The sequence below is a fragment of the Micromonospora sp. NPDC004336 genome (genome assembly GCF_053602615.1).
The window spans coordinates 1-17,128 of the sequence record NZ_JBSGDY010000006.1; the positions used below are offsets into that span (position 1 = coordinate 1).

General features: G+C 76.6%; 14 protein-coding genes. 7 read left to right on the top strand and 7 right to left on the bottom strand.

The window, feature by feature from the left end; genetic code table 11:
* The 3 genes from cobU to ACWENR_RS02615 form a co-directional block, all read right to left on the bottom strand.
* Window positions 1-680, bottom strand: a 680-nt coding sequence (gene cobU, locus ACWENR_RS02605; protein WP_452275314.1) for a bifunctional adenosylcobinamide kinase/adenosylcobinamide-phosphate guanylyltransferase, incomplete at its 3' end; no start/stop codon positions are given.
* A gap of 87 nt (window positions 681-767) precedes the next feature.
* On the bottom strand, window positions 768-2,786 hold the full coding sequence (locus tag ACWENR_RS02610) for a protein kinase domain-containing protein (RefSeq protein ID WP_452275315.1): 2,019 nt from the start codon (window positions 2,784-2,786) through the stop codon (window positions 768-770).
* Window positions 2,787-2,833: 47 nt separating this feature from the next.
* The gene (locus tag ACWENR_RS02615) at window positions 2,834-3,037 is read right to left on the bottom strand and encodes a hypothetical protein (RefSeq protein ID WP_452275316.1); all 204 of its coding nucleotides are present in this window, start codon (window positions 3,035-3,037) and stop codon (window positions 2,834-2,836) included.
* A 201-nt stretch (window positions 3,038-3,238) separates the two neighbouring features.
* Between ACWENR_RS02615 and ACWENR_RS02620 the strand changes: the two genes are divergently transcribed.
* Window positions 3,239-3,439 (top strand): hypothetical protein, encoded by a 201-nt coding sequence (locus ACWENR_RS02620; RefSeq protein ID WP_452275317.1) that lies wholly within the window; start codon window positions 3,239-3,241, stop codon window positions 3,437-3,439.
* On the top strand, window positions 3,439-4,236 hold the full coding sequence (locus ACWENR_RS02625) for a site-2 protease family protein (RefSeq protein WP_452275318.1): 798 nt from the start codon (window positions 3,439-3,441) through the stop codon (window positions 4,234-4,236). The genes ACWENR_RS02620 and ACWENR_RS02625 overlap by 1 nt, the downstream gene beginning before the upstream one ends.
* Before the next feature lie 179 nt (window positions 4,237-4,415).
* Here the strand turns inward: ACWENR_RS02625 and ACWENR_RS02630 are convergent, their stop codons facing one another.
* Window positions 4,416-5,414, bottom strand: a complete 999-nt coding sequence (locus tag ACWENR_RS02630) for an aldo/keto reductase family protein (protein WP_452275319.1) — start codon at window positions 5,412-5,414, stop codon at window positions 4,416-4,418.
* Window positions 5,415-5,460: 46 nt separating this feature from the next.
* The gene (locus ACWENR_RS02635) at window positions 5,461-7,743 is read right to left on the bottom strand and encodes a WG repeat-containing protein (RefSeq protein WP_452275320.1); all 2,283 of its coding nucleotides are present in this window, start codon (window positions 7,741-7,743) and stop codon (window positions 5,461-5,463) included.
* Window positions 7,744-8,911: 1,168 nt separating this feature from the next.
* Here ACWENR_RS02635 and ACWENR_RS02640 point away from each other — a divergent pair.
* From ACWENR_RS02640 to ACWENR_RS02660, 5 genes are all read left to right on the top strand, one after another.
* Complete coding sequence (locus tag ACWENR_RS02640) at window positions 8,912-9,073, top strand: hypothetical protein (RefSeq protein ID WP_452275321.1); 162 nt, start codon at window positions 8,912-8,914, stop codon at window positions 9,071-9,073.
* A gap of 2,075 nt (window positions 9,074-11,148) precedes the next feature.
* Window positions 11,149-11,982: a hypothetical protein gene (locus tag ACWENR_RS02645; protein ID WP_452275322.1), complete on the top strand. Its 834-nt coding sequence runs from the start codon at window positions 11,149-11,151 to the stop codon at window positions 11,980-11,982.
* Between the two features lie 179 nt (window positions 11,983-12,161).
* Window positions 12,162-13,010, top strand: coding sequence for an ABC transporter permease (locus ACWENR_RS02650; RefSeq protein ID WP_452275380.1), 849 nt, complete (start codon window positions 12,162-12,164; stop codon window positions 13,008-13,010).
* Complete coding sequence (locus ACWENR_RS02655) at window positions 13,003-13,836, top strand: ABC transporter permease (RefSeq protein WP_452275323.1); 834 nt, start codon at window positions 13,003-13,005, stop codon at window positions 13,834-13,836. Before ACWENR_RS02650 ends, ACWENR_RS02655 begins: the two co-directional genes overlap by 8 nt.
* Window positions 13,833-14,795, top strand: a complete 963-nt coding sequence (locus ACWENR_RS02660) for an ABC transporter ATP-binding protein (protein WP_452275324.1) — start codon at window positions 13,833-13,835, stop codon at window positions 14,793-14,795. The genes ACWENR_RS02655 and ACWENR_RS02660 overlap by 4 nt, the downstream gene beginning before the upstream one ends.
* Before the next feature lie 103 nt (window positions 14,796-14,898).
* On the opposite strand, the gene ACWENR_RS02665 is transcribed toward ACWENR_RS02660, so the two are convergent.
* Entirely contained in the window at window positions 14,899-15,507 is a 609-nt protein-coding gene (locus ACWENR_RS02665; protein WP_452275325.1) for a DUF3043 domain-containing protein, read from the bottom strand.
* A 72-nt stretch (window positions 15,508-15,579) separates the two neighbouring features.
* A complete protein-coding gene (gene murA / locus ACWENR_RS02670; RefSeq protein ID WP_452275326.1) occupies window positions 15,580-16,935 on the bottom strand; it encodes a UDP-N-acetylglucosamine 1-carboxyvinyltransferase in 1,356 nt (451 codons plus the stop codon).
* Window positions 16,936-17,128 lie beyond the last annotated feature (193 nt).

Sequence of the window (17,128 nt, forward strand, 5' to 3'; positions counted from 1 at the left end):
GGGGGGGGCGCCAGGGCGGTCGGGGGGGGCGGGGCGCCCGCGCCCGGTGCCCGGGTGGGGGCGCCCGCGCGCCCGCCCGCGGGGGCGCGGGGGGTCGGCCCCGCCTGGGCCGGGACGACGCCCGGCCGCGCCGCGCCCGGCTTCAGCCACGCCGCCTGGCCGGCGACCACCAGCACCACCGCGTCGCAGGCGTCGGCGACCGCCCGGTTGGCCGCGCCGAGCGCGTCGGTGAACGCCCTGCCGAGCGGGGTGGTCGGCACCAGGGAGAGCCCCACCTCGGGGCTGACCAGCACCAGGCGCGCCGCGCAGGCGCGCACGGCCGCCGCCAGCTCGGCGATGGTGGCGGTGTCGTCGGCCGGCTGGTGGGCCGGATCGAGCAGCACCGTCACCCAACCGCCGAGGTCGTCGACGAGCAGCGTCTCGTTCGGGCCGGCGGAGGCGATCACGTCCGCCAGCCGACGCGGGTCGGCCGCGGTCTCCTCGGTCGTCCACGTCTCCGGCCGGCGGGCGCGGTGTGCCGCCAGCCGGGCCGCCCACTCCGCGTCGTCGGCGGGCGCGTCGGCCGCGGTGGCCACGTAGCGCACCGTCGGCGCCTCGGCGACCAGGGACTCGGCGAACTCCGACTTCCCGGACCGGATACCGCCGAGCACCAGGACCGTGTTCCACCCGTCAACGGACATGCCCGTACTTTAGAGCCAGCGCCCGGCGCGCGGCCCCCGGAGGTGCGCGGCACGGGCGGCCCGCGACGGGCGAGCGGGCGGCCGGGCTCAGCCGCAGTGCTCGAAGCCGCTGCCGTAGCTGGCCCCGCCGGTCGACCCGCCCCACTTCACGCAGACCCCCGCGGCCTTGGCCCGCACCGGCCCGGCGTAGTACGCGAACGACCCGCTGTCGGTGCTGCGCGCCCGCCCCCGCACCTCCAGCCAGGCCGAGGCGGCGGTCGCCGTGCCCACGGCGGACTCCTTCATCGTCACCACGCAGTTGGCGCCCGTGCCGCCGTGGTAGAGCAGGTAGACCTTGCCCTTGCGGACGCCCGAGGCGGTCAGCGTGGCCGAGTCGATCACCTTGTAGCCGGTGCCGCACGCCTGGACCGGCGTGTACGGGTTCGGCTTCGACGGCTGGCTGGTCGTCGGGCTGGAAGCGGGTCGCGCCGACGAGCTGGCGCTGGGCTCGCCGCCGTCGCCCCCCGGTGTGGGGGCGGGACCGGACGGCGAGGCCGACGGGGCGACGGACGCCGACGGGGCCGCCGAGCGGGTGGCGGCAGGCGAGGTCTGGTTGCGGAACTCGCCCGTGCCCTCGCCGCCCGCCGGGGCGGCCGACTGCTCCGCCGTCCCGCCGGTCAGCGCCGCCGGCACGTCGCCCCCGTCGGGGCCGCCGCCGGAGAAGAGCGCCGTCACGCCCACCACCCCGGCCAGCACCACGAAGACGGTGGCCGCCGCGCCGAGCAGCGCCGCCCGGCGCCGCCGGACCGGACCGGAGCCGACCGGGTCCTCCCGGGTCGGCGGCGTCGAGCCCCACGCGCCGCTCACGGTGTCGGGCTCCGGGTGGCCGAACGGGCCGCCGCCGGGAGGCAGCGGTGCGCCGCCGGGCACGGGCGGCGCACCGGCCGGCGGGAACGACGCGCCGGCGGCCGGAAAGCCCGGACCGGCGGGCCGGACCGGCGACCCGGTGGTCGGATACGGCGCGCCGGCGGGGTACGACCGCTGTCCGGTTCCGGCGGGACGCGTGCCGTCGGCGGCCGGGGGGCGCGACACGGGGGTGACGGGCGGCAGCGGCGCCCAGGGGTCCGGCGGGGCGAGCGGGCCGGTGCCGCCCGGCGGCGTGGCGGGGGCGCCGCCCGGACCCGTCCAAGGGGTCGTCACGGGCGTGGCGCCGGTGCCGGCCGGGCCCGCCTCCACGGCGGGCCCCGGCCCGGCGATCGCCCACGGCGGGCGGGCGGAGTCGGGGACCACGGCCAGGGTCGCCTCCCGCGCGCCGGCGGCGGCGTCGGCCATCGCCGCCGCGTCCGGGAAGCGGTCCCCGGGGCGCTTCGCCATCGCCCGCTCCACCAGCGCCACGACCGCCGGCGGGGTGCCGGGCGGCAGCGGCGGCGGCGCCTCGTTGACGTGCCGCAACGCCACCTGGAGCGGGTTGTCGCCGGCGAAGGGGGGCTGCCCGGTCAGGCAGAAGTACGCCACCGCGCCGAGCGCGTAGACGTCCGCCGCCGGGGTGACCGGCTGGTTGGCGGCCTGCTCCGGCGACATGTAGGAGGCGGTGCCGAGCATCACGTTGGCGGCGGTGATGGCCGCCGACGTGCCCGACCGGGCGATGCCGAAGTCCATCAGCACCACCCGGCCGTCGGACTTGACCATCAGGTTGCCCGGCTTCACGTCCCGGTGCACGATCCCGGCGAGGTGGGCGGCGTGCAGGGCGTCGGCGGCCTGCGCCAACACCGACATGGTCGAGACCGGATCCAGCCGCCCCGCGCGCCGCAGCCAGGAGCTCAGCGGGCGGCCGTCGACGTACTCCATCACCAGGTAGTGCAGGGGGCCGCCGTCGGCGAGGGCGGCCAGGCCGACGTCGTGCACCGCGACCACGCCCGGGTGGCGCAGCGCCGCCAGCATCCGCGCCTCGGCCCGGAAGCGGGTGGTGAACTCGGGGTCGGCGGACAGCGCCGGCAGCAGCACCTTCACCGCGACCTCGCGCTCCAGCATCAGGTCGGTGCACCGCCAGACCGCGCCCATGCCGCCGGTGCCCACCCGCGCGTCCAGCCGGTAACGCTCGCTGAGCACAACTCCTTCAGTCAGCACCGCGCCACGGTACCGGGTGGGCCGGACGTGCTCCGCCGCCCGGCGGCCTAGCGGGGCGCCTGGTACCGGAAGTCGTTGGGGTTGACCGCCGCCGGCTTCGGGTCCTCCTGCCAGGCGCCCTCACCGGGCCGGGCGACGAGGGCGTCCAGCAGGTCCTCCCGCTCCATCCGTTCCGCGCCCACGATGCCGCCCCGGACCGCTATTCGCCGCAGATCCTCGGTGTCCTTGTCGTGCAGCGGTTCGTCGTCCATCGTCGCCTCCTCGGCCCGATCTGCGGTCCGTGACCGCCCCGTCGCGCGTCAGGAGGCCCATACCCCGACTGCGGGCCGGGAACCCTGTCCCGCCCGGGCGGTCCGCGTCCGCCGGACGGAGGTCGGGCCGCCCCGTGCCCCGCCGACTACGCTTGCGGGAGTCCGTCGCGGGGACGGTGGAGCGGCGAGGGGAGACGCGGCATGGCGTGGAGTTGGCGGTACGAGGGCGCGGACGGCGCGTCGGTCGACGGTCCGGCGGAGTCGTTCGGCAGCCAGGCCGACGCCGAGTCCTGGATCGGTCAGACCTGGCGGGAGCTGGCGGCGTCCGGTGTCACCTCGGTCGCGCTCGTGGAGGACGACCGGGTGGAGTACCGCATGAGCCTGCTGCCCCCGGCGGAGTGATGGCCGGCGACCGCCCGGGGAGCGAGCCGCTGACGCTCGGCGTGCCCCGGGCGGCGTTCCGGCCCAGTCCCGTCTTCGTGGCCCTGGTCGCGCTCTTCGTGACCAGCGGCGTGCTGACCTGGAACGGCTTCGGCAACGTACGGCTCGACGTGTTCCTCTTCGTCGTGTCCGGCTGGCTGGTGTCGCTCTGCCTGCACGAGTACGCCCACGCGGTCGTGGCGTTCCGGGCCGGCGACCGCAGCGTGGCGCACCGCGGCTACCTGACGCTCAACCCGTTGAAGTACAGCCACCCGCTGCTGTCGATCGGGCTGCCGGTGCTGGTGGTGCTGCTCGGCGGCATCGGCCTGCCCGGCGGGGCCGTCTGGGTGGACCGGCACGCCATCCCCGGGCGGCTGCGGCACACCCTGGTCAGCCTCGCCGGCCCGGCCACCAACGTGCTGTTCACGCTGGTCCTGGTGGTCGCCGTACGCCTCGGCGCGGGCGGCGGCGGGCCGGTGGAGTTCTGGGCGGCCGTGGCGTTGCTGGCGTTCCTCCAGCTCACGGCCAGCGTGCTCAACCTGCTGCCGGTGCCCGGCCTCGACGGCGGCAACATGATCCAGCCGTGGCTGAACGCGCAGTGGCGCAGGATGTACGACCTGTTCGCCCCGTTCGGCTTCATCCTGCTGTTCGCGCTGCTGTGGAACCCGCGGCTCAGCGACTGGTTCTTCGGGGCGGTCTTCGCCGTGGGCGACTTCCTCGGCCTGCCGCCGTGGCTCTACGCCCTGGGCCTGGACCTGATCCGCTTCTGGCAGGGCTGACTCCCCGGGAGCCTCCCCGGCGGCCCCGGCCCCGACAGACCGGACCAGGCCCGGCAGCCGCCGCCCCGACCAGGCCCGGCAGCCGCCGCTCCGGCCAGGCCCGGCAGCCCGCAGCCCCGGCCGGTCCCGATGCGGCCCCGGCCGGTCCCGTGCGGGGGCCGGCCGGGAACCGGGGTGGGTCAGGGGCGCTCGGCGGGGGACTCGGTCCGCGCCGGGTCGCGCTCCACGATCGGGTCGATGATCTCGTCGATCGCCTTGAGCAGGCCGGCGTCGAGCCGCACGCCGGCGGCCTTGACGTTGTCGTGCACCTGCTCCGGGCGGGACGCGCCGACGATCGCCGAGGAGACGTTCGGGTTCTGCAGCACCCAGGCGATGGCGAGCTGCGCCATGCTCAGGCCGGCCTGCTCCGCGAGCGGCTTGAGCCGCTGCACCCGCGTCAGCACGTCGTCGGTCATGAACTTCGCGATGAAGCCCGCACCCGACTTCTCGTCGGTGGCGCGGGAACCGGCCGGCGGCGGCTGGCCCGGCAGGTACTTGCCGGAGAGCACGCCCTGCGCGATCGGCGACCAGACGATCTGCCCGACGCCCAGCTCCTCGCTGGTCGGGACCACCTCGGACTCGATGACCCGCCAGAGCATCGAGTACTGCGGCTGGTTGGAGACCAGCGGGATGCGCAGCTCCCGGGCGAGCTGGTGCGCCTCGCGGATCTGCGACGCCTTCCACTCGGAGACGCCGATGTAGAGCGCCTTGCCGGAGTGCACGACGTCGGCGAACGCCTCCATCGTCTCCTCCAGCGGCGTGCTGTAGTCGTACCGGTGGGCCTGGTAGAGGTCCACGTAGTCGGTGCGCAGCCGGCGCAGCGAGCCGTTGATCGACTCCATGATGTGCTTGCGGGACAGGCCCCGGTCGTTGCGGCCCGGGCCCGTGGGCCAGTACACCTTGGTGAAGATCTCCAGCCCCTCGCGCCGCTCGCTCTCCAGCGCGCGACCCAGCACGTCCTCGGCGCGGGTGCCCGCGTACACGTCGGCCGTGTCGAAGGTGGTGATGCCGGCGTCCAGGGCGGCCCGGACGCAGGCGAACGCCGCGTCCTCCTCCACCTGCGAGCCGTGGGTGATCCAGTTGCCGTACGAGATCTCGCTGACCAACAGGCCGGAGCGGCCCAGGTGACGGAATTCCATGCCGCCGACCCTACTCCGACCGATCATGACCGGCCGGGGACGCGGCTCAGAGCACGGGATGGGTGTCGGCGAGCAGCCGCTCGATCTCGGCGACGACCTCGTCGCGGTCGCGGTGCACCGGGTCGATCAGCGGCTCGCCCCGCCGGTCGAGCGCTCCCCAGTGCCCGGTGCCGTCGTCGACCAGGAACGCGACCGGGTGGATGACCACCGCCGGATGGGTGGGCGGCACCAGCACCTTGCCCGTCCGGTCCACGACGCCCCGCCGGCCGGCCACGTCCACCACGGCCAGGCCCTCGTCGGTGAAGCCGTCGACGTAGCGGCCGTCGGCCAGGACGGTGGCGAAGCCGTGGTAGCGGGTGGGCACCACGATCCGGCCGTTGGTGTCGACCGCGCCCCAGCCCTCCCGCCGGACCACGGCCACGCCACGGTGGAACGGGCGTACGTCCGCGAAGCCGTGCGGCACGATCACCTCGCCGGCGGCGTCGATCGCCACCCAACCGGAGGCGCCGTCGGAGACCCAGGCCAGCCCGTCGGTGAACGGGCGGACCACCGGGTACGACGGCTCCAGCACGGTGGCGCCGGTGAGGTCGACCAGCGACCACCGCTCGGTCTCCGGCCGCCGCACCCAGGCCAGCCCCTCACGGAACGACTGCGCCTCGGCGTACTCGGCCGCGACGACCATGTCGCCGTTCGGGTCGGCGAAACCCCACAGGTCGCCGTCGCGTGCCGGCACCGGGGGTCGGTCGCGCTCCAGCACCTCTTCCCGGCTGCGGGGGTACGGCCCGAAGCCCGTCTCCGCCACCCGCTCCGCGACGGCGTCCAGACTGAGCCGGATCCGTGCCTGAAGCTCCGGGTCACCGTCGCCGCGCAGGTCGAGGGCACGCTCGAAGTGGTGGCACGCCTCCATCAGCCGGCCCTGGTCGTAGCAGGACCGCCCCGCGTGCTCGTGCAGCGCCGCGCGCAGCCGGTCGGGCAGCTCGGTCGAGTTCGCCTCGGCGAAGAGCCGGTCGGCCTCCGCGAACTCACCGCGCCACCGCAGCACGTGCGCCAGCCGCGCCTGGGCCACCGCCGTGCGCCGCAGCTCGCCGGTGGCCTCCGCGTACGTGAGGGCGAGCCGGCCGTCGGCGAGCGCGTCGTCCAGCTCGCCGAGCAGCCGGGAGACCACCGCCCGCAGGCTCAGCAGCCGGGCGCGCGAACGGTTGTCGACGGCTGCGCCCAGCTTCTCGGTGAGGCGTCGCCGGATCGTACGGAACTCGTCCGGCTCGTCCACCACCTCCCGCAGGGTCTCCGGGTCGAGCCGCCAGCGGTAGGTCGCCAGCACCTGCTCGGGGTCACCCTGTGTCGGCCGGGGTGTTTCGTCCGTCTGCCGCGGCGCAGCCGCCCGGTCGGCGTCCCGCGTCTCCGGCCGGCGGGACTCCGGGCCGCGTACCGTCTCACGCCGCTCCGCGCCGGCCGGTTCGCGCCGTTCCGTGGTGGCCGGTTCGCGTCGTTCCGTGGTGGCCGGTTCGCGCCGCTCGTCGGTGGGCGTGGTGACCGGTCGGTGCTGTTCCGCGGCGGTCGGTTCGCGTCGTTCGTCGGTGGGCGTGGTGACTGGTCGGTGCTGTTCCGTGGTGGTCGGCGGAGCCGGCGCCGCCGGCGGCGTGGAGACGGCCGACGCGTGCGGAGCGGGCGCCGCCGGGGCCGGTGGTGCCGGAACGTCCGGCGTGGAGGTCGGTGGCTCCGGGGCGGGGGGCGCGGGCGCTGCCGCCACGGGGGGTGCCGCCGGGGCGACCGGTGCGTTGGTGGGTGGTGCGCAGACCGGCGTTCCCGACCCCGGCGGCGCCGGGACGGCCGATGCGGGAGTGGGTGACGACGACCCGGGCGCGGCCGGGGCCGGCGTTGCCGGAACGTCCGGCGCGGGGGCCGGCGGTGCCGGAACGTCCGGCGCGGAGGCCGGCGGTGCCGGAACGTCCGGCGCGGGGGCTGGCGGTGCCGACACGGGCGGCGTGGGGACGGTTGCCAGCACGGAGGGTGCTGCCGAGGCGACCGCTGCGGTGGTGTCCGGTGCGGCGGCCGGTGGCCCGGACACGGGCGACGCAGAGTCGGCCGATGCGGCGGCGAGCGGTGCGACCACAGGTGCCGCCGGGGCGGGCGGTGCGGACGTGGGTGGCACCGGAACGGCTGGTGCGGCGGCGGGTGGTGGCGACACGGGCGGCGGGGGTGGCGTCTCCGACTCGGCAACGGATGACGCGGGCACCGACGGCGCGAAGGCAGGCGGGGCGGGCGGCACGGTTACCGTCCGCGCCGAGGTGGCTGGGGGCGGCGCGGAGGTGGGCTGCACGGTGGGCATGGCCGTGGGTGCGAAAACCGCTCGGCCGGGTGGTTCGGACGCAGCCGGTGGTGGCGCGGTCGGGGCCGGTGCGGCCGGGGCGGCACCAGCGGGTGCGCTGGTGTCGGCGCCCGCTGCGGCGACGCCGCCCGGATCGACCGGTCCCGGCGACGGCTCGGTGCTCGTGGGAGCCGACGTCGGCGGTGCCTGCGCCGCCACGCCGTTGAGCGGCGCGAAGACCGATCGGTCCGCAGCAACGGACGGTGCGGGCGACGGGACCCCCAGGTCGGCCGGTGGCACGGGCACCGGCGGCGCCGCGTCGTCGGCCGGCACGGACACCGACGGCACCGGCTCGGCGGTTGGCACCGATACCGGCGGCGTCGCGTCGTCGGCCGGCACGGACACCGACGGCAGCGGCTCGGCGGTTGGCTCGGGTGCCAGCGGCGCCGGGTTGGCGGTTGGCGCGGACACCGGCGGCGGACTCGTCGCCTCGGGTGGAACGTCATGGAGGTCGAGACGCCTCGGTGACAGCCATGGTGTTCCACCGGTGGGCTCGGCTGCGGTCGCGGTGCGGGTGCCGAGGGTGGACGGGGCCGCCGGGTCCGGGTCGGACGGCGGTGCGGCGGGCGCGTCCGGGGCAGGCGTCGGCAGGGGGTGCGCCGGGGCGGCGCGTCCGGAACGGTCCGCCGGGAGGTCGGCCGGCGCGGTCGAGGTGACGTCGACATGTTCCGGTGCCGGGCCGGACACCGGCCCGATCGGCGGTGGCGGGACCGGACGGGCGACGGGCGGCACCGACCCCGACGCGGCCGGTGGGGCCGGGGTCGGAGCGGTCACGCCGACCAGTGGTGCGGAAACCGGCTCCTCCGAGGCGGCCACGTCCGGGGCGGCCACGGCGTCCGGCGGCACGGCGGCCGGCTCGTTCGGCACGGTCCTGGTCGCCGGAGCCGGATGCAGCGGCCCGTGCGGAGCGGGCGCGACGGCCGGTGGCACGGGGGCCGGCGTGCCCGGAAGCCCGTCCGAGTCTCCGCTCCGAGCAGCGACAGCGAGGTCATCGACGGGAGGCGACGGGGACGGTCCCGGAGCCGACAGTGCGCTCGGCACCGGTTCGGGCTGCGCCGAGGGCACCGGTTCGGGCTGAGCCGGCGGTGCCGGCCGGGGCGGGACGGGTGCTGCCGGAATCGACGGGCCGGTGAACGCCGTCGACGCCGTGGCGACCGGACCGCTCGGGTGGGCGGGAGCGACCGACGCGGGCGTGGGCGGCGCGGAAACCGGTCCGGCGGGCGGCCCGGACATCGCTGCACCGACCGGCGTCGATTCCGGCGCCGGCGGCGCTGGTGCGGTCGCGGTCTGAGCAGCGGGACGGTCGCGGCGGAGCTCGGCCGATGCGTGACCGTCCTGCGCGGGTTCCGGCACCGGCGGATCGAGGTAGGGATTCGCCGCGTCGGCGGGACGGGCCTGGGCCGACCCGGCCGGCGGCGCGTCGCCGCGACGAGCGTCGGCCGACCCGGCCGCCGGCGGGTCGGCGGGGCGGGCCTGGGCCGATTCGGCCGGCGGCGGCTCGGCGGGACGGGCGTCGGCCGACCCGGCCGGCGGCGTCACCGGCTTGGAGGGGCGGAACCAGGCGTCCGGGCCGCTGGGGGCGGGCGGCTCGGGCCGGGGCGGTGCCGCCGGTGCCGGCGCTTCGCTCGGCGACGGCGGGACGTACACCCGGGGCATGCCCGGCGCGAGCGACATCGACGGCGCGGGTACCTCGGACGGGTCCGCCGCAGCGCGGTCCACCGGCGCGACGGCCGGCCTCGCCACCGGGCGGTCGACGGGCGGCGTGGCGGCCGGGTTCCCGGCCACGGGTTCGGCGCCCGGGCGCGGCGCCGGAACGTCGGGCTGGGCGGGACGCGCCGGGGCCGGGCGTCCATCGAAAGCCACGTCCCTTCCGCCGCCGGTCACCGGGCTGGACGTGGCCTCCGGCGCCGGCAGGAACTCCAGGCGCAGCCGGGCGGCGGGCGGTGTCGAGACCGGCACGTCGTCGTCGGAAGCGGGGCGCGGCGTCTCTCCGCCGGATCGGAAGCCCTCCTCGGCGGTGGGCACGGGTGGCCGAGGCCGGGCGGCCGGCTGTCCGCCGACGGGTTCCGGTGGGGCGGCGGGTCGACCGGTGGTCGGGATCGGCGGCGGTGTCGCGTCACCGCTCAGCGCGTCTGCCGGTGCGACGGGTGGACCGGCGGTCGGGCCCGCTGGCGACACCGGCCGGCTGGTGGTCGCGCCCGCAGCCGGCACGGGTCGGGCGGCGGCCGGGTGCGGGGGCGGCGCCGCGTCCCCCCTGAACGGGCCGGCGGGTGAGACGGGCCGGCTGGCGGCGGGGCCGGCTGGGGAGATGGGTCGGTCGGGGGCGGGGCCGGCGGGTGAGACGGGGCGGCCGAGGTCAGGGCTGGCCGGGGAGATGGGGCGATCAGGGGCGGGGCCGGCTGGGGAGATGGGTCGGCTGGCGGCCGGGCCGGCTGGGGAGACGGGTCGGTCGGGGGCGGGGCCGGCCGGGGAGACCGGGCGGCCGGCGGCCGGGTTCGCCGGCGCCACGGGGCGGCCCGGGACGGGGCCGGCGGGCGAGACCTGCCCGACGACGGGCCCGGCCGGTGACACGGGCAGGTCGCGAGGCGCAGCGGTCGTGGCGGGCCGGTCGACGGGCGGAGCGTCCCGGTACGGGGCGGGGGAGACCGGCCGGCCGGGGACCGGAACGTCGGCACGCGGGGTGACGAAGCCCGGCGGCCCCGAGACCGGCGCGCCGGAGGTGGGTGCGCCGGAGGTCGGGCGGTCGTTGCCGGCGACACCCCGACCCGGAGGTGGGTACGGGCGTCGTTCGTCGTGCCGGGGCTGGGCCGGCGGCACGGCGGCCTCCCGAGGGCCGCCGTGGTGGGGGCGGTCGGCCGGCCGCCGGTCCTCGGGGTGCGGTTCGGGGCGGCGGGCGGCGGCCGGGTCGAAGCCCGGCCGCACCGGGCCGGGCGGCGGCCAGGGCAGCCTGCCGTCCTGCTGCGGGTGGGCGCGCGGCTCCCGGTACGCCTCGGGTTCCCGGTACGCCTCGGGCCGGGTGGTCTCGTGGGGGCGGCGCTGCGGGTACGCCGCGGCCTCGCGCGCCTGCCACCGCTCGTCCGGCTCCGGCTGCCGCCGCTCCCCGCCGTACGGCTGGCCGTGCGGGGCCCGGTCGGCCCGCTGCCACCCCTCGGCGGGTACGCCCGGTTCGTGGTCGCGTCCGGCCGGGGCGCGCTCGTCGGACCGCTCCGCGCGCCGCTCCCACTGTCCCGACGCGGTGCGCTCCCACGGCCCGTCGGCGGCCCGTACCCCGCGCCCGTCGGAGGGCCGCTCCCACGACTGGTCGGGAACGCGCTCGCCGGGCGTGCCCCACTGGTAGCGGGGCCGGCGGGTGCCCCCGTCCGTACGGTGGGCGTCGCCGGTCTCCGGCCGGCGGTCGAGGCCCGGGTCGGCGCGCCGATCGTGGTCGCGCTCGGGCCGCTGGCCCTGGCCGCGTGGGGGCTGCCCGTCCTGGGCGGCGTCGTACCGGCCGTCGCGGCCGGGTTCGGGCCGGGGGCCGTGGTCGCGGTCCGGCCGCTGGTAAGCCGAGGGGCGGCGCGGGTCCTCGCCCGGCTCGGGGAGCCAGCCCGGCTCGGAACGGGCGGCGGGGGAGACGGGGCGGTCCCGCCCGGCCGGCTCGTGCCGGAGCGGGCGGGGGTCGTAGCGGTCGTGGCCGGCGTGGTCGCGCGGGCGGGCGGGGTCGACGGGGCGGCCCGCGCCGGGCCGGCCGGAGCCGTCGTAGCCGTCCCGCGCGTTGCGGTGCGGCGGCTCCTGCCGGTGGGGCGGCTGCCGGTCGTCGGGCCAGGCCGGCTCCGCGTGGCGGCGGTACGGCTCGTCGTCGCGCCGCCGGCCGTCGGGGCCGTCCTGCCGGCCGTGCCAGCCGTCCTGCCGACCGGCCCGGCCCTCGGGCTCGTCGTCCCAGGAGCGGCCGAGGTAGGTGCCGTCGGGCCGGGTCGGGGCGAGCGGGGGCACCTCGGCGCGGCCGACGACCGCCGCCCGTCCCCGGGGCGCGGGCGGCGGGGCGTACTGGACGCCGATGTCGCCCGGGTAGCGCTGGCCCGGGAACTGCGGCTGCCACTCGGTGGTCGGCTCGACCATCCAGGACGGCTCGGCGGAGTCGTGCCACCGGTCGGCGTAGCGGCTCATCCGAAGGACCTGTCGCCACGGCGGGTGAGCGGAACGGCCGCGGCGCACCGTCGGTGAGCGGGCGCGCCGGGGTCACCGGCTCGCGTCCGCCCGCTCACGGCGGCGCCCCGGTGGCCGGCTCGCGTCCGCTCGCTCACGGCGATGTCACCTCGTTGGAAATTGTCGCGCTGGGCGCCCCACGTGCCGGTAGAGTCGCCCGTCCCGGCATGGCGTGGCTGCGGAAGGAGGGTAGCGGCGTGGGCTCGCTCACCGCCACTGTGGCACCGCCCACCACCTCAAACGTTATCCCATGGTTCCGGACATTTAGGGCTATAGCCGGATCAGGTTTCCGACGTTACGCCACGTATCGGCAGGCGACCGTGGCGGGTGTCGTCACCAACACCGTCTTCGGCTTCCTGCGCTGCTACGTGCTGCTCGCCGCGGCCGGCGCCGCCGGCACGGTGGCCGGCTACGACCGCGGTCAGCTCGCCACGTTCGTCTGGGTGGGCCAGGGCCTGCTCGCCGTCGTCCTGCTCTGGTGGACGGAGCTGGCCGACCGGATCCGCACCGGCGACGTCGCCGCCGACCTGCTCCGGCCGGTGCACCCGGTGACCAGCTACCTCGCCGCCGACCTGGGGCGGGCCGGCCACGCCGCGCTGGTCCGGCTGCTCCCGCCGGTGCTGGTCGGGCCGGTCTTCTTCGAGGTGTACCTGCCCCACCGCTGGTCCACCCTGCCGCTCTTCGCGCTCTCCGCCGTCGTCGCCGTGGTGCTCTGCTTCGGCTGCCGGTTCCTGGTCAACGCGACCGCGTACTGGTTGCAGGACGTCCGGGGCCCGATGATCCTCTGGACCCTCGCCTCCGGCGTGCTCGCCGGGCTCTACTTCCCGCTGCGCTTCCTGCCGGAGTGGCTCCAGCACGCGCTCTGGCTGGGCACCCCCTTCCCGGGCCTGCTGCAGACGCCGCTCGACGTGCTCGTCGAGCGGGACCCGCCCGCCGTCCAGGCCGGGCTGGTCGGTCTTCAGCTCGCCTGGGCGGCGCTGATCCTGGCCGCCTGCCGGCTGGTGCAGCGCCGCGCCGAACGCCGCCTGGTGGTGCAGGGTGGCTGACGGGGCGGCCGCGCCGGGTCGCGCGGGCGGGGCGCTGGCCGCGTACCGGGCGCTGCTCGGGGCGCAGGCGCGGTCGCAGACGGCGTACCGGACCTCCTTCGTGATCGACGTGGTGGGCAACGTCGGGTCCACCGTCTTCGACGTGCTCACCGTGCTGGTGATCTTCGGGGTGACCCGGGAGCTGGGCGGCTTCACGCTCCGCGAGACGCTGGTGATCGTCGGCCTGTCGACCTGCGCGTTCGCCACCGCCGACCTGCTGGTCGGCAACATCGAGCGGCTGCCCCGCTACGTGCGCACGGGGCTGTTCGACGCCGTGCTGGTCCGCCCGCTCGGCGCGCTGCCGCAGCTGCTGCTCATGGACCTGCCGCTGCGCAAGGCGTCCCGCGCCGTCTTCGGGCTCGCCGTGCTGGTCGTCGCGGTCCGTTCGGCCGGCATCGAGTGGACCCCCGCCCGGGCGGCGCTGGTGGTCGTCGCCCCGCTGGCCGGCGTCGTCTTCTTCGGGGCCGTCTTCGTCGCCACCGCCACCGTGTCGTTCTGGTGGGTCGACTCGGGCGAACTGGCGAACTCGGTCACCTACGGCGGCCGGGACTTCACCTCGTACCCCGTCACCGTCTTCGGCGGCTGGTTCCGCGCGGTGTTCGCGTACGGCCTGGGCTTCGCCTTCGTCAGCTACCACCCGGCGCTGGCGCTGCTCGGCCGCGCCGACCCGCTCGGCCTGCCGGCCTGGGTCGGCTGGGCCGCGCCGGCCGTCGCGCTGGTCGCCGCCGCCGGGGCCGCGGCGGCCTGGCGCACCGGGGTCCGCCACTACCGGAGTACGGGGTCGTGAGCGACGACGTCATCGTGGCCGACGGGCTGCGCAAGGAGTTCACCGTCCGGGTGCGCGCCGGCCGGCTGCGCCGGGAGAAGCGGCGGGTCACCGCCGTCGACGGGGTCGACCTGCGGGTGCCGCGGGGCGAGACGCTCGGCTACATCGGGCCCAACGGCGCCGGCAAGTCGACGACGCTCAAGATGCTCACCGGCGTGCTGACGCCCTCCGCCGGCGAGGTACGCGTCTGCGGCCTGCGCCCCGTCGCCCAGCGCACCCGGCTCGCGCTGCGCGTCGGCGTGGTCTTCGGCCAGCGCTCCCAGCTCTGGTGGGACCTGCCGCTGCGCGAGTCGTTCGCGCTGCTGCGGCACGTCTACCGGGTGCCGGCCGCCGCGCACGCCGCCCGGCTGCGCCGCTGCCGGAGCCTGCTCGACCTGGACGCCTTCCTGGACGTCCCGGTCCGGCAGCTCTCCCTCGGCCAGCGGATGCGCGGCGAGCTGACGGCCGCCCTGCTGCACGGCCCGGAGGTGCTCTTCCTCGACGAGCCCACGATCGGCCTGGACGTGGTGAGCAGGCAGGCCGTCCGCGGCTTCCTCGGCGAGCTGGGCCGGGCGGGGGACACCACGCTGGTACTCACCACGCACGACCTGGCCGACATCGAGCGGCTCTGCCGCCGGCTGGTGGTCGTCGACCACGGCCGGGTGGTGCACGACGGGTCGATCGCGGCGCTGCACGCGCGGTACGGCTCGCGTCGCGTGCTCGTCGCCGACCTGGAGGCCCCGCTGCCGGAGCCGCCGGTGCTGGCCGGCGCGCCGCTGCACCGGGTGGCGGCCGACGGGCGCCGACTGGAGTTCGCGCTGGAGTCGGCGGGCGTGGCGGAGGTGGTGTCGGCGCTGGCCGTGCTGGGCACGCTGCGGGACGTCTCCATCGTCGAGCCCGACATCGAGGACGTCGTGGCCCGGCTCTACCGGGGGAGCTGAGCCGGTCAGGGGTGCTCCATCACCAGCACGGCGAAGGTGTCGGGCGCCGCCGAACGACGACGGCCCCTCACCGCGGTGCGGAAGGGGCCGTTCGTGCGGCGGGTCAGACCGGGTCGCCGATGTTGACCCGGGGCTCGGGCGCGCGCATCCGGCGGAAGGTGATCGACCTCATGATCGCGTAGAGGTAGAGCGAGCCCATCCGCTGCCCGGTGTTCGGGAAGCGCTCCCGGACCAGCTTCCGGATCTTGCGCGAGATCAGGAACGAGTCGACGACCACGCCCAGGGCGAGCGCGCCCCAGAGGATGTTGGAGACCAGACGGACGATCGGGGGCATCGCCGCGTTCGAGCCGATCAGCACGATCAGCGCGCCGCCGAAGAACCAGGTGCCGACCGTACGCCGGGAGTCCACCACGTTGCGGGCCAGCAGCCGCTCGGGGCCCCGGTCGCGGGGGCCGCCCTCGCGGCGGAACTCCGTCGCCGCCTCGGCCCGCAGCTGGCGCTTGCGCTCCCGCTGCTCCTCCTTGGTCATCGGCTTGGTGGCCCCGGCCGGCCGGCGACCGGCGCCGGGCCGCTTCGGCGTGACCTTGCCCAGCTCCTTCTTGCTCGGGGTGTAGCCCCGGGGCTGGACGGTCGAGGACTCCTCGTCGGGGGTCACCGGGGTGACGGCCTCGTCGACGAGGTCGGTGGACTTGCGGCGAAACAGCGACGGCACGCGGAAAGGGTAGCCAAACGACGGCGCCCGGTGCACATCGCGGTGCACCGGGCGCGGTCGGAGTGGTCGACGTTACGGACGCTCGACGTGCGCGCCGAGGTCGGCGAGCTTCGCCTCGAAGTCCTCGTAGCCCCGGTTGATCAGGTCTACGCCGTAGACCCGGGAGGTGCCCTCGGCGGCCAGCGCCGCGATCAGGTGGCTGAAACCGGCCCGCAGGTCGGGGATGACGAGGTCGGCGGCGTGCAGCTTGCTCGGCCCCGCGATCACCGCGGAGTGCTTGAAGTTGCGCCGGCCGAAGCGGCACGGGGTGCCGCCCAGGCAGTCCCGGTAGACCTGGATGTTCGCGCCCATCGAGTTCAGCGCCTCGGTGTAGCCCAGTCGCTGCTCGTAGACCGTCTCGTGAACGATGGACAGGCCCCGGGCCTGGGTGAGCGCCACCACCAGCGGCTGCTGCCAGTCGGTCATGAAGCCGGGGTGCACGTCGGTCTCCAGGGCCACCGACTTCAGTTCGCCGCCCGGGTGCCAGAACCGGATGCCGCCCTCCTGGCCGGGATCGCCCAGCTTCGGCGGCCGGGCGTCGGTGACCTCGTACTCGCCGCCGACGGAGCGGAAGACGTTCAGGAAGGTCATCATGTCGGCCTGCTGCGCGCCGAGGACCTCGACGTGGCCACGGGTCGCCAGCGCCGCCGCCGCCCAGCTCGCGGCCTCGATCCGGTCGGGGATCGGCCGGTGGGTGTAGCCGTGCAGCCTCGGCACGCCCTGGATCTCGATCACCCGGTCGGTGTGCACCTTGATGATCGCGCCCATCTTCTGCAGGACGCAGATCAGGTCGATGATCTCCGGCTCCACCGCCGCGTTGCGCAGCTCGGTGACGCCCTCGGCCATCACCGCCGTGAGCAGCACCTGCTCGGTGGCCCCGACGCTCGGGTACGGCAGCGAGAACTTCGTGCCGTGCAGCCCGTTCGGCGCCGACAGGTGCAGCCCCTCCGGGGTCTTCTCGACCGTCGCCCCGAACTCGCGCAGCGCCTGGAGGTGGAAGTCGATCGGGCGCGGCCCGATGTGGCAGCCGCCCAGGTCGGGGATGAAGGCGTGGCCGAGGCGGTGCAGCAGCGGCCCGCAGAACAGGATCGGGATCCGGCTGGAGCCCGCGTGCACGTTGATCTGGTCCGTGCTCGCGCTCTCCACGTTCGCCGGGTCGAAGACGAGCTCGCCGTCCTCCTCGCCGTCGGTGACCTTCACGCCGTGCAGGCCGAGCAGGCCGCGGACCACCTCGACGTCGCGGATCTTGGGCACGTCGAACAGTCGGCTCGGGCTGTCGCCCAGCAGCGCGGCGACCATCGCCTTCGAGACCAGGTTCTTCGCGCCGCGCACGCGGATCCGCCCTTCAAGCGGAGTGCCGCCGTGTACGACCAGGACGTCGTCGGTCAACGCAACCTCCAGCGCGTCGGTGCTGCCGTGTTGATGGTGGGCCCGCGATGTCATCGCTACCCGGAATGCGGCCATGTCGAAACGGCCCGCGTGAGTCCTCGCCTCGGCAGCATAGCCCTCCGTGACGGAAATGGACCCGGTCAGATCGTCCGGGAGGGCACTAATCGGTGATCAGGCCCATTTCCGTACCAGT